Origin of the sequence: Streptococcus sp. oral taxon 061, assembly GCF_013394695.1 — a bacterium.
Lineage (GTDB): Bacteria > Bacillota > Bacilli > Lactobacillales > Streptococcaceae > Streptococcus.
In genome coordinates this window covers 801,171-817,642 of record NZ_CP058258.1, presented here as the reverse complement: position 1 = coordinate 817,642, position 16,472 = coordinate 801,171, and the positions used below count along the sequence as shown (strand labels likewise).

Annotated in this window: 16 protein-coding genes and 1 riboswitch; all 16 genes read right to left on the bottom strand. The window is 40.1% G+C overall.

Annotated elements, in window-relative coordinates; genetic code table 11:
• Window positions 1–17: 17 nt before the first annotated feature.
• Window positions 18–1,277, bottom strand: a complete 1,260-nt coding sequence (locus HW271_RS04040) for a nucleobase:cation symporter-2 family protein (RefSeq protein ID WP_178894948.1) — start codon at window positions 1,275–1,277, stop codon at window positions 18–20.
• Window positions 1,277–1,858 carry a xanthine phosphoribosyltransferase gene (locus tag HW271_RS04035; protein ID WP_178894947.1) on the bottom strand — a complete coding sequence of 194 codons (582 nt, stop codon included), beginning with the start codon at window positions 1,856–1,858 and terminating at the stop codon, window positions 1,277–1,279. The genes HW271_RS04040 and HW271_RS04035 overlap by 1 nt, the downstream gene beginning before the upstream one ends.
• Before the next feature lie 75 nt (window positions 1,859–1,933).
• Window positions 1,934–2,030, bottom strand: a riboswitch (purine riboswitch).
• Entirely contained in the window at window positions 2,023–3,006 is a 984-nt protein-coding gene (gene guaC / locus HW271_RS04030) for a GMP reductase (RefSeq protein WP_178894946.1), read from the bottom strand. Its footprint overlaps the riboswitch before it by 8 nt.
• 197 nt (window positions 3,007–3,203) lie before the next feature.
• On the bottom strand, window positions 3,204–3,983 hold the full coding sequence (locus tag HW271_RS04025) for an L-threonylcarbamoyladenylate synthase (protein ID WP_178894945.1): 780 nt from the start codon (window positions 3,981–3,983) through the stop codon (window positions 3,204–3,206).
• A gap of 23 nt (window positions 3,984–4,006) precedes the next feature.
• Window positions 4,007–4,600, bottom strand: coding sequence for a 3-isopropylmalate dehydratase small subunit (gene leuD / locus HW271_RS04020; protein WP_178894944.1), 594 nt, complete (start codon window positions 4,598–4,600; stop codon window positions 4,007–4,009).
• A gap of 9 nt (window positions 4,601–4,609) precedes the next feature.
• Entirely contained in the window at window positions 4,610–5,992 is a 1,383-nt protein-coding gene (gene leuC / locus HW271_RS04015; RefSeq protein WP_178894943.1) for a 3-isopropylmalate dehydratase large subunit, read from the bottom strand.
• 3 nt (window positions 5,993–5,995) lie between these two features.
• Window positions 5,996–6,265, bottom strand: a complete 270-nt coding sequence (locus tag HW271_RS04010) for a DUF1294 domain-containing protein (RefSeq protein ID WP_178894942.1) — start codon at window positions 6,263–6,265, stop codon at window positions 5,996–5,998.
• The gene (gene leuB / locus HW271_RS04005) at window positions 6,262–7,299 is read right to left on the bottom strand and encodes a 3-isopropylmalate dehydrogenase (protein WP_178894941.1); all 1,038 of its coding nucleotides are present in this window, start codon (window positions 7,297–7,299) and stop codon (window positions 6,262–6,264) included. The genes HW271_RS04010 and leuB overlap by 4 nt, the downstream gene beginning before the upstream one ends.
• 11 nt (window positions 7,300–7,310) lie before the next feature.
• Window positions 7,311–8,873 (bottom strand): 2-isopropylmalate synthase, encoded by a 1,563-nt coding sequence (locus HW271_RS04000; protein ID WP_178894940.1) that lies wholly within the window; start codon window positions 8,871–8,873, stop codon window positions 7,311–7,313.
• Window positions 8,874–9,187: 314 nt separating this feature from the next.
• Window positions 9,188–9,844 (bottom strand): MmcQ/YjbR family DNA-binding protein, encoded by a 657-nt coding sequence (locus HW271_RS03995; RefSeq protein ID WP_178894939.1) that lies wholly within the window; start codon window positions 9,842–9,844, stop codon window positions 9,188–9,190.
• A 43-nt stretch (window positions 9,845–9,887) separates the two neighbouring features.
• Window positions 9,888–10,520, bottom strand: coding sequence for a copper homeostasis protein CutC (locus HW271_RS03990; RefSeq protein ID WP_178894938.1), 633 nt, complete (start codon window positions 10,518–10,520; stop codon window positions 9,888–9,890).
• 92 nt (window positions 10,521–10,612) lie between these two features.
• Window positions 10,613–10,972, bottom strand: coding sequence for a YbaN family protein (locus HW271_RS03985; RefSeq protein WP_045614983.1), 360 nt, complete (start codon window positions 10,970–10,972; stop codon window positions 10,613–10,615).
• Between the two features lie 108 nt (window positions 10,973–11,080).
• Window positions 11,081–13,168 carry a type I DNA topoisomerase gene (gene topA, locus HW271_RS03980; RefSeq protein ID WP_178894937.1) on the bottom strand — a complete coding sequence of 696 codons (2,088 nt, stop codon included), beginning with the start codon at window positions 13,166–13,168 and terminating at the stop codon, window positions 11,081–11,083.
• A gap of 119 nt (window positions 13,169–13,287) precedes the next feature.
• The gene (dprA, locus tag HW271_RS03975; protein WP_398588216.1) at window positions 13,288–14,145 is read right to left on the bottom strand and encodes a DNA-processing protein DprA; all 858 of its coding nucleotides are present in this window, start codon (window positions 14,143–14,145) and stop codon (window positions 13,288–13,290) included.
• A 106-nt stretch (window positions 14,146–14,251) separates the two neighbouring features.
• Window positions 14,252–15,187, bottom strand: coding sequence for a 4-hydroxy-tetrahydrodipicolinate synthase (gene dapA, locus HW271_RS03970; protein ID WP_178894935.1), 936 nt, complete (start codon window positions 15,185–15,187; stop codon window positions 14,252–14,254).
• Between the two features lie 121 nt (window positions 15,188–15,308).
• Window positions 15,309–16,385, bottom strand: a complete 1,077-nt coding sequence (locus HW271_RS03965) for an aspartate-semialdehyde dehydrogenase (RefSeq protein ID WP_178894934.1) — start codon at window positions 16,383–16,385, stop codon at window positions 15,309–15,311.
• Window positions 16,386–16,472: the final 87 nt, after the last annotated feature.

Genomic DNA, 16,472 nt, shown 5'->3' with positions numbered 1-16,472 from the left:
TCACTTCTCATTTATTTTTATTTTTTACGATTCAAAATAGCATTCAAGATAATGGCTACAGCACTCGCAATGACGATACCATTTGAGAAGAACATTTGCAGTTCAGTCGGTAAAGTATTGAAGAGATTGCTTCCGTTCAATCCAACCCCAGCAGAAATAGACACTGCTGCAATGAGGAAGTTGTGTTCATTGTGCTCAAAGTCTACACGAGCCAAGATTTGCATCCCTTGGAGAGACACAAAACCGAACATGACGAGCATTGCTCCACCAAGAACAGGGCTAGGAATAATCTGAGCCAAGGCACCAAACTTAGGCAAAAGACCGAGTAAGATAAGGAAACCAGCTGCGTAGTAGATTGGCAAACGAGTACGAATACCTGAAAGTTTCACCAAACCTACGTTTTGTGAAAATCCTGTATAAGGGAAGGTATTGAAAAGTCCACCAAGTAAAACAGCGAGACCTTCAGCACGATAACCATTACGGAGACGAGTGCTATCAATTGGATCTTTAGTAATATCAGAAAGGGCAAGATAAACCCCAGTTGATTCTACCATGGATACAGTAGCGATGATACACATCATGACAATAGATGAAATCTCAAATTGTGGAGCGCCAAAGTAGAATGGAGTTGGGATATGAACCAGTGGAGCTTCTGCTACTGGAGAAAAATCAACCAAGCCCATAGTCGCTGCAATAATCGTACCGACAATCAAACCAATCAAAATCGAAATAGATTTGATAAATCCTTTTGTAAAGATATTGACCAAAAGAATAATGAGAACAGTAATCATTGCCAAGGCTAGACTTTGTCCAGTTGGTTTTTCAACGTTATTTCCCATATTTCCGATAGCAACTGGAATCAAGGTCAATCCGATAGTTGTGATAACAGAACCAGTTACGATTGCAGGGAAAAGATTGGCAACCTTAGAGAAGATACCTGAAATCAGGATAACATAAATCCCTGAAGCAATCAAGGCACCAAACATGGCACCACTACCATGACTTTGTCCAATCATAATAAGTGGAGCAACAGACTGGAAGGCTACCCCAAGAACAATAGGCAAACCAACACCGAAGTGTTTATTGAGTTGCAATTGTAGGAGAGTTGCAACCCCACACATAAAGATATCTGTAGAGATAAGGTATGTCAACTGTTGAGCTGAATACCCCAAAGCACTTGCAATCATGATGGGTACTAGGATTGAACCTGAGTACATAGCAAGTAAGTGTTGCAAACCAAGAACGGCTGCCTGTGAGTGTTTTTCCTGTTGTTTCATTAGATGTCTGCCTCCTTGAAGATAACTCTTCCATTTTCAAAACGCTCTAAACGAGCAAGTGATACTACCTGATGACCTGATTTTTCTAACAGCTCACGACCATCTTGGAAGGATTTTTCAATCACAATTCCGACGGCCTCAACTGTAGCACCAGCTTGCTCGATAATCTGAATCAAACCTTTAGCTGCTTGACCATTAGCCAAGAAATCATCAATAATTAATACTTTATCTCCTGGAGATAAGAACTTCCCTGCAATAGATACAGTGCTAGTAACTTGTTTCGTGAAAGAAAATACTTCTGCAGTTAAAATTCCTTCATTCATGGTAATATTTTTTGCCTTCTTAGCAAAAATCATAGGTACATCTAATTGTTCTGCAACATATAGAGCTGGAGCAATTCCAGATGCTTCAATGGTTACAACTTTTGTAATGCCAGCATTTTTAAAATGCTCTGCAAAAGTACGACCAATCTCACGCAGCAAGGAATAGTCAACTTGGTGGGTCAAGAAGGAATCCACCTTAAGAATATTCTCACCTAGAATATTCCCATCTTTTAAAATACGTTCCTCTAGTAATTTCACATTAACCTCCGAAATAAAAAGGGACTTACAAAGTAAGCCCCTTAGAAAGATTGAAACAGATATCTCTGCTTCTTTTATCTCTCTTGACTTACTCATTGTTAGGTATTTACGGTACCTTGTAGAAACGACACGCCAATTCGCGGCATAAATAAGTAATGATATTTTTAGTGAGCATCTCCATTCCAGATAGAGTTCTTCACAATCACATAATCTACATGTCTAAGATCAGCTACCTTTCGACCTCCAGCATAAGAAATCGAACTTTGCAAATCTTGTTCCATCTCAGTTAGGGTATCTTGTAAATGTCCTTTGGCAGGAAGAAGAATTTTCTTACCTTCGACATTCTTATAGGCACCTTTTTGGTATTCTGAAGCAGAACCATAGTATTCTTTAAATTGTTTACCATCGACTTCGACAGTTTTACCAGGGCTTTCGATATGGCCTGCAAATAGTGAGCCAATCATAACCATACTAGCACCAAAGCGAATTGACTTAGCAATATCTCCGTGTGTACGGATACCACCATCGGCAATAATCGGTTTACGCGCAGCTTTAGCACACCAGCGAAGAGCTGCTAGTTGCCAACCACCTGTACCAAAGCCTGTTTTAACCTTAGTAATACATACTTTACCTGGACCGATTCCGACCTTAGTAGCGTCTGCTCCAGCATTTTCAAGTTCACGAACTGCCTCGGGAGTACCAACGTTACCAGCGATGACAAACGTATCTGGCAATTCTTTTTTGATGTGCTGAATCATTGAAATCACACTGTCGGCATGTCCATGAGCGATATCAATAGTGATATACTCTGGCGCATCTTCCTTTAATTGACTAACAAAATCATATTCGTATTCTTTAACACCAACAGAGATAGAAGCAATCAAACCTTTTTCATGCATGCGTTTCACAAAAGGAATGCGCCCAGCTTCATCGAAGCGATGCATAATATAGAAATAACCACCTTTTGCAAGTTGTTCTGCAACATCTTCATCCAAGATAGTTTGCATATTTGAAGGAACAACTGGTAACTTAAAGGTGTGCTTCCCAAGTGTCACTTGTGTGTCAGCTTCTGCACGACTTTTAAGGACACATTTGTTAGGGATTAGCTGAATATCTTCATAGTCAAAGATCGGAAATTCGTTTAACATTTCGATGTCTCGTTTCTTTTATAATGACCTACCTATGCTTTCGCATCGCTACGTCTTTTCCGACGTTTCCTCTAACGATTATAAACTAAGGTAAAGTTTTTGTCAAACATTATGAAACATTAAAATTATTATGTTCGGATTTTACTTGTGATTTCATAAAAAATAAAGAGATTATGAGCTCTCTATTTTTTACTGTCTTAATAATACTCACCTTGACGGTAATCCCATGAATTAAAGGTATCTGATAAGTGCATCATGATTTTATCAATATCAAGTCCTTTACGGATCACAACTGGAGCTGGTGAGATTGAACGTGCTCCACCTTGTTCTGGTATGAGTTTGCCATCCTTATCAACCATAGACACCATCACACCTTGTTCGTATCGTGTTTCAACTGTTTTGTCTGGTTGGATAGATGCAACATAGTCGTCTGCTTCGATGACAAGATCCACTGCTCCTTCGATACGTTCACCGATTCCTTCAACCTTACCTCGGTTTCCTTTTCCAGAAGGGTTTGCAGATGAAGCATATACCATTTTGCCTTCTTCCCAAAGTTTAGCTGCCAATTGTTCACCAGCTTTCCCAAACTTGATAACGAAACAGCTCGTTCCACGCACATCGGTCATGAGTTCTTCACGTCCATCACCGTATGCTTTCAATTTCTCAAAGGCTTCTGGTTTCCATGGAAGGATACAACCAAGAAGAATGTCTTCATTCCAATGTTTTTGATAGAAGGCTTCAATTTCTGGATTGAGTTGTGCTAAAGCGCGAAGCTCATCCATGCTGCCGCAGAGGACAACACCTGGTTTATTACGATTACGTTCTTTAGCTTCAAACTTGCGCTCAAGTCCTGCCTTGTCGCTAGTCATGATAATGTAACCAACTTTAGTAGGACAAACGATACATCCACCCTCACCTTTTAAAATGTCATAACCTTCTTGTGAAAGTGTTCCCGTCCATTGAATGTGTTTTGTCATAGTTCTATTTCCTTTTCTATTTTTTATTCTTGCCAGTAGGCTGGTCGTTGTTTTTCATAAGCAGCAATCAAGTCTTCATACTGCAAGGTAATACCGATATCATCTAAACCATTTAAGAGCTTGTGTTTCCACTCACTATCAATTTCGAAAGTGAATTCTCCAACTGGTGTGATGATTGTTTGTTGTTCCAAGTCCACAGTTACCTGGTCAGTCGGTTTAAGTTGGGCTAGCTTTTCTCTAACCTCCCTAGGCTGAACAATAGGCAACATACCATTATTGAGTTCATTATTGTAATGAATATCTCCAAAAGAGCCGGCAATCACGACCTTAAAACCGTAGTCCGCTAATGCCCAAGCGGCGTGTTCCCTCGAAGAACCAGCCCCAAAATTATCTCCTGTGATGAGAATACTAGCTTTGCGATATTCAGGTCGGTTAAAGACAAAGTCTGGATCCTCAGTATACTGATCATCCACATAACGCCAAGCATACATGAGGTATTTTCCAAAACCTTTCTTATCAATCAACTTCAGAAACTGTTTGGGTAGGATTTGGTCGGTATCGATATTATCATTCATAAGAGGAACCGTTGTTCCTGTATAAACTGTAAATTTTTCCATATCCACTCCTTACTGGGCCTCTGGCATTTGCCGAACGTCTACGAAACGTCCTGCGATAGCTGCGGCAGCTGCCATTGCTGGACTACAAAGATGAGTCTTCGCTCCAAATCCCTGCCTATCTTCAAAGTTACGATTGCTAGTTGAGGCGCAGTGAACACCATCAGGAACCTTGTCGGGATTCATCCCTAGACACATAGAGCAACCTGGATCTCTCCACTCAAAGCCAGCATCTTGGAAAATCTTATCCAAGCCCAGCTTTTCAGCAGCTCGCTTGACTGGTCGAGAACCGGGTACCACGATAGCCGTCAAGTTGGGAGCGATTTTCTTCCCTTCTACAAACCGAGCTGCTAGTTGTAAATCGCTGAGCCGAGCGTTGGTACAAGAACCGATAAAGACATAGCCAAGTTCGATATCTGCTGGTTTCTGACCTGGCTGTAAATCCATGTAATGATAAGCACGTTCATCATTCATATCTTTTATTTCTGGAAAGCTAGTTTCAAAGTCAACTCCCATGGCAGGATTAGTTCCCCAAGTCACCATAGGTGCTAATTCAGAAACATCCATACGGATAACCTTGTCATAGAAAGCATCGTCATCACTAACCAGCCTTTCCCAATCAGCTACTGCTGTATCAAAATCTTTTGGAATACACTCTCGTCCCTTGAGATAATCATAAGTCTTCTGATCTGGATTCATAATTCCCATCTTGGATCCAAATTCTATGGACATATTGCAGATAGTCATTCTCTCTTCCATACTAAGTGCATCAACGGCCTGACCTCGATACTCCACCACGTAGCCTACACCACAGGCAACGCCGTACTTGGCAATCAAGGCTAGGATGAAATCCTTGGAATAGACTCCCTTTTGAGGAACTCCTGTGAATTCCACCAACATTTTCTTGGGTTTAACCTGCCAAATAGTTTGAGTAGCAAAGACATGCTCGACCTCACTGGTCCCAATTCCAAAGGCAATGGCTCCAAAAGCTCCATGGGTCGCCGTATGGCTATCTCCACAGACGATAAATTTTCCTGGTTGTGTTCGTCCTGTTTCTGGACCAACCATGTGAACGATGCCTTGTTTTTCAGAACCGTGGGCAGCATGTTCAATCCCGAACTCCTCAACATTTTCAGCTAACTTATCAATCTGTGCTTTGGAGATTACATCTCGAATATCATATATATTGACCGTCGGGACATTGTGGTCAAAGGTGCCAAATGTTAAATCCGGTCTTCTCAATCTACGCCCTGCATCTCGTAATCCTTGAAAAGCTTGAGGACTGGTCACCTCATGGATGTAGTGCTGATCCACATACATGAGTTGCGGTTGTCCCTCTTCTCCTGTGATTACATGGAGGTCCCATAATTTATCAAAAATCGATTTTCCTGTCATTCATTACCTCCATATCAAATACAAAGCTACTAGTGTAGTCACTATTCCTAGGAACCAAACTGTTTTAAAATACCATTTTCTGGTCTTGTGGTGAAAGGTGATTCCTGCCAACCAGGCACCAAAACCACCACAAAAGAATGCAAATGATAATAAATATTTTTCAGGGATGCGCCAAGCACCTCTTTTGGCTTTGGATTTGTCAATGCCATAGATGACAAAAATCAAAAGGTTCCAAATTAAGAGAGCAAAAGTAATTCCTTGATTTATCTTCATAGTCTTTCAATGATGGCTTCTGTTATTTCCCTGGTTGAAGCCTGTCCTCCTATATCTCTCGTTAAAATTCCTGCTGCTAAAGTTTCTTCAACAGCATGCTCGATACGCTCCGCATCCTCATAACGTCCAAAACTATCACGCAACATCATAGCGACTGATAAAATCATGGAAATGGGGTTGGCAATGCCTTGACCAGCTATATCAGGTGCTGAACCATGAATGGGTTCATAAAGGCTCGGTCCATTTTCAGAGTGACTAGCCGATGGCATGACTCCAAGTGTACCAGATAGGACACTTGACTCATCCGAGAGGATGTCTCCGAAAAGATTCTCTGTCACGATAACATCAAACTTGGCTGGATTTGTAATCATGAGCATGGCAGCCGAGTCGACTAGCTGGTGTTCCAAGGTTACATCCGGAAAATCTTTTACGACTTCTTCAGCTACTTTCCTCCAGAGTTTTGAAGTTGCTAATACATTTTGCTTATCGATACTAGTAACAACTTTATTTCGACCTTTTGCAATTTCGAAGGCCTTGCGTATAATCCGCTCTACTTCCTCATAGCTATAATCGTTGATATCACGTGCCGATTTCTCTTCAAGGATATGTTCACCAAAGTAAATCCCACCTGTCAACTCACGCACTACAACAAAGTCAACACCAGCAATTCGTTCGGGCTTAAGAGGTGATAAATGCTTGAGACTATCAAAGATTTTAACCGGACGAATATTAGCATAGAGATTGAGTTCCTTACGAAGAGCCAGCAAGCCTTGTTCAGGTCGAACTGCGGCATTATCATACTGGGGACTACCGATAGCTGCTAGGAGAATAGCGTCTGCTTCTCTACATGCCTTGAGTGTTTCATCTGGTAAGGGATATCCTGTAGCATCAATACCAGCACCTCCAAAAGGGCGTCTGTCTATCTCAAAGTCAAATCCTGTTTTTTCAGCTATCGATGCAAGAACTTCTAAACCAGCTTCCATGATTTCTGGTCCAATCCCATCCCCTGCTAGGGCAACTATTTTCTTTGTCATGGTATTCTCCTTTAAAGACTAGGCATATCGCGGTAGGAAACATTTGGACCGATCTCGCCAGTATTCTCTTTTTGAACAAAGGTATTGGCATTGATATAGGCAATAGCTGATGCTTTTAGCACATCAAAATCAAGACCTGCTGCGTTAAAGATTGTTTCAGTATCTCTGTTTTCAACAGTAACTAAGACACGTGCCTGAGCATCAATCCCGTCTGTTACTGCATCAATCGTGTAGGATACCAAGCGAACAGATTGATTAAAGAATTTGTCGATAGCGTTAAAGATGGCCTCAACCGAACCTTGTCCTGTTGCATTAAATTCAACCTTTTCACCATCCAAATTAGCCAAGCTAACAGTCGCTTCAATATCATTTTCCGCATGAGTTTGGAGTTGTAGATCATCAAAGTGGAAGCCCTCTGGATTTTCAACCATGGTGCCAGCTACCAGAGCTCGAATATCAGCATCTGTGATTTCTTGCTTCTTATCTGCTAAGGCCTTGAACTTAGCAAAAAGTGGTTTGATGTCCTCGTCTGTAAAATCTAGGGCCAAATCTCTTAGTTTCTCAACAAAAGCATGGCGACCAGACAATTTCCCAAGCGGAAGACTGTTGCTCTTGACACCCACCAGTTCAGGTGTGATAATTTCATAGGTAAGAGGGTTTTTAAGAACACCATCTTGGTGAATACCTGATTCGTGAGAGAAGGCATTTCCACCGACAACTGCCTTATTTTTTGAAACTGGAATTCCTGAGAAGCGAGAGACCATTTCGGACGTATTAATCGTTTCGTTTAGAACAATACTTGTCTCTGCTTGATAATAATCTTGTCGAATATTGAGGGCTACTGCTATCTCTTCTAAAGCAGCATTCCCAGCTCTTTCTCCGATTCCGTTAATGGTTCCTTCGACACGTCCTGCTCCATTCTTTACAGCTGCAAGGCTATTAGCCACTGCCATACCTAAATCATCATGACAGTGAGGCGAATAGATAATCTGACGATCAGTTTTAACATTGTCAATCAGATACTTGAAGATATTCCCATATTCCTCTGGTGTGGTAAAACCAACCGTGTCAGGAATATTGATATAAGTCGCACCTGCGTCTACCGCTGTTTGAACGACTTGTAAGAGGAAATCCAGCTCAGTTCTAGTCGCATCTTCAGGAGAGAATTCTACCACTTCAAATTTACTACGTGCATAGGAAACATGCTCTTTAATAGCTTCCAATATTTCCTCTTTGCTTTTATTCAACTTAAATTCACGATGAATAGGACTAGTAGCGATAAAAACATGGATTTGTGGATACTTGGCATCCTTGAGAGCTTCATAACAAGCATCAATATCAGATTTAACAGAACGAGCTAACCCTGTCACTGCTGTTGTTTTCATGGCTTTGGCAATCTCTTGGACAGCTGTGAATGAATCTGGACTAGCTGCTGGAAAACCAGCTTCGATTGCTGAAATTCCCCATTTTTCAAGCTGTTTTGCTATAGCAACCTTTTCCTTAATAGAATAATTGACACCTGGTGTCTGCTCACCATCTCGGAGACTGGTATCTAAAAACTCAACTACACGCATGAGAATTCTCCCTTCACATTTTCGATATAGAAAAAACATCTCGCTCGGAGTTCCAAGCGAGATGTTGATTTACTCCCGCTTGGTAAGCCAAACAGGACTAATGCTATTGCACTAGTCCGAGTACCTCAACAACAAAGCAAATTGATTAAACTTAGCTGTTTTCATGTTTGGCTTTCTCCTTTGTTTGATGTCTTGTTTAGTATTCTAGCATAGGAAAAATTACTTGTCAAGAAAAAATCCAATATTTTCTGAAAATTTCTTCAATAAAGAATATTTTGCGAATTGAACGTATTTAAAAAATCAAATAGCTACCTTCATTTCTTAGAAGTCAAAAAGTAACTTCTATCAAATAATTCATGCACCTTTTCGTCAGTTAGAGTATCATCAAGTGGAAGACTTATCCAATAGCGCTTATTCATATGAAAAGCTGGGTAAATGCCTTTTTCTACTAATAAATCAGCTACTTGATCATGCTTAAGATTAACGACTTCTACTAGCCCTTCTTGAGTTTTATCTAGTTTTTCCCAGGAAATCTTCATTAGAACCGCATACCACTTCTGATTATCTTCATGACGCAAAACCGCCGTATCAGGTGATTTTTCCCATAAGTATTCTAATTGATTCTCATACTTTTCTTGAACACGAGTCAAGATTCTTTTTGTCTGAGGACAGAGAAATTCCTGTACCTCAAAACAAGCCTTTCGAATGCCATAAAGAACTTCTAAACAAGCCTCTCGAATGCTTCCGACAAAAGTACCTCTCATACTTTCCATATGAACTTGAGGATAGAGGTCACCAGTTTCTTGGTCATAAACTTGAAAACTTAAGTCCCCATCCTCAACTGTAACCATCATGAGAAAATCTCCCTGCAAGATAGTCGAACTATAAGTCCATACACCTTGATTTTCTATAAATCCATACTCTTTAGACTTTTTACTATTAAATTGATAGGCTTTAAAAATTTCAAACATAAGCGAAAACTGCTACCAAAAGCTAGCAGTTCCTTTCTATTTTTTAAAAGACAACCTTAGTTCCATGTAATTGTGTCACGCCCAGTTGGTCAATAAAGATTTGACGGTTGTCCATGTCAATCCCTCCACCAGGTAAAATTTCAATCTTTCCTGCAGCGTGTTCTAAAATTTTGTGATAGTGAGCAAAGCGTTTCTCTAACGAGTCGCCAGATACACCAGCACGAGTCAGGATGCGTGTCACTCCAGCTTGGCTTAGCCAATCAATGGCTTCCAACTGATCTTGGTCGCTCAATTCATCAAAAGCCATATGGAAAACAATTTCCATACCTTTAGATGCAGCAATCAATTTTTCAAGATTGGCCTTGTCCAACTTCTTATCAGCAGTCAATGCACCAAAGACAACGCCTTGGCTTCCTGCCTGAGCAGTTAGACGAATATCCTCGAGCATAATAGCAATCTCGAGGTCATTGTAGACAAAATCACCACCACGTGGTCGAATCATAGTCATAATGGTCGTATCGTAGTCGGCAGCCAGTTCCACAGCTGCCTTGGTCACTCCGTAGCTTGGAGTTGTTCCACCAACTGCTAGATTGTCACAGAGCTCGATACGGCGAGCTCCTGCCTGCATAGCTTTTTCAAGCAAGGTTACATTTTCAGCACAAAATTCGTAAATCATTTGATTCTCCTTGACGATTTATTTGATATTATTATATCATATTGTTTTAAGTAACCCCTACTTTTTATCAAGGAAAATCATTACTTTTTTAGCTATTCTTTATCTGGAATCACCTTAAAGAGATAATAGGTTATAAATATTGTTAAACATCCTAAAGCAATTTTTACTGGCAGAAGCGGAGCGAAATAAATCGAAATTCCCATTAAGATATAAATCGAAACAATGATTTTTTTCTTGCGTTCACGCGCAATGGACTTGGTTTCTCTAAAGTCCGCAACATAGGTTTGATAAAGCTTGGTATGATAGAGCCAATCTTCAAAACGTTTAGAAGATTTTGAAAAACAAGCTATTGACAACAAGAGAAAGGGTGTTGTCGGTAATAGTGGCAAGGCAACTCCAACGATAGCCAAAGCTAATGAAATGAATCCAATGCTAAGATAAATAATGCGCATATCTACTCCTAAGTAAGAATAATCTTCTTCTAGTTAAGCATAAAAAGATAAAATCTGTCAAGTTTAAATTAAAAAGAGCTGAAATTATCATTTCAGCCCTAATTATTTTTATTTAATCTTTTCTTCTTCGTAGTCACCATTGCTACATACGATCTGTTTCCCTCCACCACGGATTTTTTTCTCCATGAGGAAGTGACCACATTTAGGACAATCACGTCCAACAGGTTTATCCCAAGAGGTAAACTCACATTCTGGATAACGATTGCATCCATAGAAAATACGATTACGTTTGGTTTTGCGTTCGATGATTTGCCCTTGATGACAATTTGGACATTTAACACCAACTTCTTTTACAATGGCTTGTGTATGTCGGCAATCAGGGAAATTGCTACATGCGTAAAACTTACCGAAGCGTCCAATCTTAATCACCATAGGACTGCCACAAACTTCACAGTCAAATCCAGCTGGCTCATCCTTGATTTGAATTTTTTCCATCTCTGCTTCAGCTTTTGCAACCTCTTTAGAGAATGGTTTGTAAAATTCATCAATAACCCGTTGCCACTCTTCTTTTCCGACCTCAACATCGTCCAGTTTACCTTCCATTTCAGCGGTAAATTTCACATTTACAATGTCAGGGAAGTATTCGACAATCAGCTTGTTAACAACTTGACCTAGATCAGTTGGTTCAAAGCGTTTAGATGCAAGTCTTACATAGTAACGTTTTTGGATTGTTTCAATGGTTGGAGCATAGGTAGATGGACGTCCAACTCCGTTTTCTTCCAAGGTTTTAATCAGTGTTGCTTCTGAATATCGTGCAGGCGGTTGTGTGAAATGTTGTTCAGGTTTGCTATTGACCTGTTTGACCACATCTCCTACTTCCATATCTGGTAGCATCTTATTCTTATCAGAATCGTTGTAAATGGCTAAATAACCATCAAACTTAACCTGACTACCATTTGCTGCAAATTGAACACCATTTTGCGAAAGTTTAACAGCCATGGTATCAAAGATAGCACCCGTCATTTGACTCGCTACAAAACGGTTCCAGATAAGGGTATAAAGTTTAAGCTGGTCTTTATCCAAATACTTAGCAATTTTTTCAGGAGTATTAAAGACACTTGAAGGACGAATAGCTTCGTGGGCGTCTTGAGCGCCAGAGGCATTTTTCACCTTGCTACCATGTTTAGAATACTTACTACCAAAACGTTCATTGATGTAGCTAGCAGCTTCATTCTGAGCAACTGGACTGATACGAGTAGAATCCGTACGCATATAGGTAATCAGACCTTGGACACCTGTACCAATATTGATTCCTTCATAGAGTTGCTGAGCAACCATCATAGTCTTGCGAGTACGGAAATTTATCTTGTTAGCAGCATCCATCTGCATAGAAGACGTTGTATATGGAAGAGGAGCATTGCGCTTTCTTTCCTTTTTATCTACTTGATCAACTGTAAAATCCTTGCTGTTCAAATGAGATAAAACTTTTTTGACTTCATCATTAGTAGTCAACTTCATCTTCTTGCCATTCATTCCATAAAAAGAAGCTTGGAATTGCTTGGTACCTTTTTTAAAGACACCATCAATCGTCCAATATTCTTCTGGTTGGAAGGCATTGATTTCATCTTCGCGATCAATGATTAGCTTTAAAGCGACAGACTGCACACGTCCTGCCGATAAACCTTTTTTTACTTTTTTCCACAAGATTGGAGAAATTGAATACCCTACTAAACGGTCCAAAACACGACGGGCTTGTTGGGCATCGACCAAATCCATATTGATTTTACGAGGTTCTTTAAAGGCATTTTTCACTGCATCTTTGGTAATCTCGTTGAAAACAACACGGTTGGTATCATTCTCGTCAAGATTTAAAATATGCGCTAAATGCCAAGAAATAGCTTCTCCTTCACGGTCCGGGTCACTTGCAAGAAAGACTTTATCGGCTTTCTTAGCTTCTTTTTTCAAGTCATTGATCAGAGGACCTTTCCCACGAATATTGATGTATTGAGGTTCGTAATTATTTTCCACATCGACTGACATACTGGATTTTTTCAAATCACGAATATGACCAACACTGGCTAAAACCTTATAATTTCTACCCAGATATTTTTCAATCGTTTTAGCCTTTGCAGGCGACTCCACGATTACTAGATTTTTTTTAACTGTTGATTTTTTCTTCTTTGTTGCCGTAGCCACAGTATCACACCTTTTCAAAGTAATTAAACTTTATAAAGTGTAAACCATTTTTAAAAACCTGTCAAGACTTAACACCCATACAATAGAAGAAAAGTTTGCTAAATGAAATGATTCTATGTCTAAAACTCAAACTCAGCGAGAATATCCTGCCCACATGTTGCTAGTTTTGCTCCTTCTTGGATCAAATGATGACAGCCGTCTGAGCGTCCATCTAAAATGGAACCTGGAATCGAAAAGACATCTCTACCTTCCTCCATAGCACGCTCACAAGTGATTAAGCTACCAGATCTCATTTTAGCTTCTGCAACGATAACTCCTCGACACAATCCTGCAATAATGCGATTTCTGGCAGGAAAATGAAATTTCAAGGGTTCTTCCCCTGGTCCGTACTCACTTAGTATTAAATGATTGTCTCCAATGTATTCTTGAAGACGTTTATTTGAACGAGGATAATAGACGTCTAAACCAGTACCAATCACTGCAATCGTTTTGCCACCAGTTTGAAGAATTGACATATGGGCTGCTGTGTCAATTCCTCTAGCAAGTCCGCTCACCACAACTAATTCATTCTCCAGTTCTTCGATGACTTTCCGGACTGATTTGGTTCCGGTTTGACTACAAGAGCGACTCCCTACAACTGCTATCTTTGGTAATTTTAAGAGATTTAAATCTCCTTTATAAAAAAGCAATACAGGTGCATCGTAAATTTCACTAAGCGAAATGGGATAAACATCATCCAGAATCGAAAATGATGGGAACTTTTCAAAATCTTTCTTTAATCGTTCCATGCTTTCAAAAGTCAGTTTATGATATCGCTCCATAAAAACTACTGGATTACGACACTCTGAGGCTTCAGCAATTGTCTCTAAACTCAATTCCTGATCATAAATTTCTCCGTATTGAAGTACTTTCAGAACCTGCTGATTACTTAAACCTGCTTGCTTTAACTTATAAATCTCGAAATTATCAATCTTAATTTTCATGATCGACTCCTTTTTCTCTCTCTATTTATCTATTCGTAGAAAAAGAAAAAAACTCCCAACAATTTTACTTGTTAGGAAGTTTCTATTTATCTTAGTTATATTAGTAATCAGGTCGAAGAACTCCAGTGACAGTCGCTTTAGTTGCTTCGTAGTCTCCGTCAATAACAACCTTGATAATGCGTTTAGCATCCTCTTCAGGCGCAGGAACCAATGGGAGGCGCGTTGGACCAGCTTCAAATCCCATATAGTTGAGGACTGCCTTAACAGGTGCAGGACTTGGGTATGAGAAGAGAGCATTAACCTTGGGAATAAATTTACGTTGAATAGCTGCCGCTTTCTTCATATCACTTTCTTCAATCGCAGTGAACATTTCATACATTTCATCACCATTGGTATGAGAAGCAACAGAGATAACCCCGTCAGCACCCAAGTTCATAGCATGGAAGGCGTCTCCGTCTTCTCCAGTATATATCAAGAATTCTTCTGGTTTGTGCTCAATCAAATAGGCCATATTTGCAAGGCTGGTACATTCTTTAACTCCGATGATATTTGGATGTTCCGCTAAGCGAAGCATGGTTTCCGGAGTCAATTCAACTACTACACGACCTGGAATATTATAGATAATAATGGGTAAATTAGAGGCGTCTGCAATAGCTTTAAAGTGTTGATACATTCCTTCTTGAGATGGTTTATTGTAGTAGGGAACAATTGCGAGGCCAGCCGCAAAGCCTCCAAATTCTGCTACTTCTTTGACAAACTCAATAGAGTCTCGTGTATCATTAGTACCAACACCAGCGATTAAAGGAACACGTCCATTAACAACCTTCTGAACAGCTGCAAACAACTGCAACTCCTCATCGTGAGTAAGAGTCGGACTCTCAGCAGTTGTTCCTGCTAGGAGAATACCATCTGTATGATGTGCCAACAAATGTTCAATTAATTTTGGAATCGCATCGAAATTGATAGAGCCATCTTCATGAAAAGGAGTAATAAAAGCAGTGATAATTTTACAATCTTTTAAATCTTGATAAGACATAGAAAAAACCTTTCTCTATATAAGAAAGAGGCTGGGGCATACTTGCCTTTGCCTCCTGTTCTGTTCGTAAAATAAGAGGAAGAAATCAAACTCTTCGAGTTACTGATTTCTGTTTTGCTCCCTATTTCAATTCAAACTTCAACTCAGCTGTTGGGTGTACTAAACCACGTTCATGAAGGGTTTCTGCAATTTGAACCGAGTTCCAAGCAGCACCCTTGAGAAGGTTATCGGAAACAACCCACATATGGATCCCTTTTTCAGCATCCAAGTCTTTACGGATACGTCCGACAAATGTATCACGTGAACCGACAGCATTGACTGCTTGAGGATAGATTTGGTGAGCCACATCGTCTTCAAGAACTGCACCTGGAAAGGCAGCAATCGCAGCCTTGACTTCATCGATTGGAGCCACTTCTTTTGTTTCAATGTAGACTGACTCTGAGTGAGCTGACAAGACTGGAATCCGCACACAAGTTGCTGAAACAGCAATGCTATCGTCTTCCATAATTTTCTTAGTCTCGTTTGTCATCTTCATTTCTTCGTATGTGTAGTCATTATCTGTGAAGACATCAATTTGCGGAAGAGCGTTGAAGGCGATTGGATAGTGTTTCTTATCTCCACCTGAAGGTAAGATTTCTGCTTTAACATCACGTGGGTTAACTCCATCATTTAAGACTTCACGAAGCTCACGTTGGGTTTCAAGAATAGCTCCCATACCAGCACCTGAAACTGCTTGATAAGTTGATACAATGATACGGTCCAAACCCCATTTTTGACGAACAGGCTCAAGAGCAACCATCATTTGAATAGTTGAACAGTTTGGACAAGAGATGATTCCGTTGTGAGCATCAAGAGCGTGGGCGTTCACTTCAGGTACTACCAAAGGTACATCAGGATTTTGACGGAAGTAAGAAGTGTTATCTACAACGACAGCACCTGCTTTAACAGCATAAGGTGCGTATTTTGCAGAAGTTGAACCACCAGCTGAGAAGAGCGCAATATCAACCCCTTCAAATGCATCTTCTGTTGTTTCTTCAATGGTCACATCTTGACCTTTGAATTGCAAGACCTTTCCTGCAGAACGTGCAGACGCAAGGTAACGAATCTTATCAATTGGAAGGGTTGATTCTTCCAACATTTTGATCATTTGAGCACCAACGGCACCTGTAGCGCCGACAACAGCAACTGTGTATCCCATAACAAACCTCTTTTTGAATTTTCTAAAAATTTCTATAATAGAAACATTATACTACTTTTTAAAAGAATTGAAAAGTCTTTACCTAAT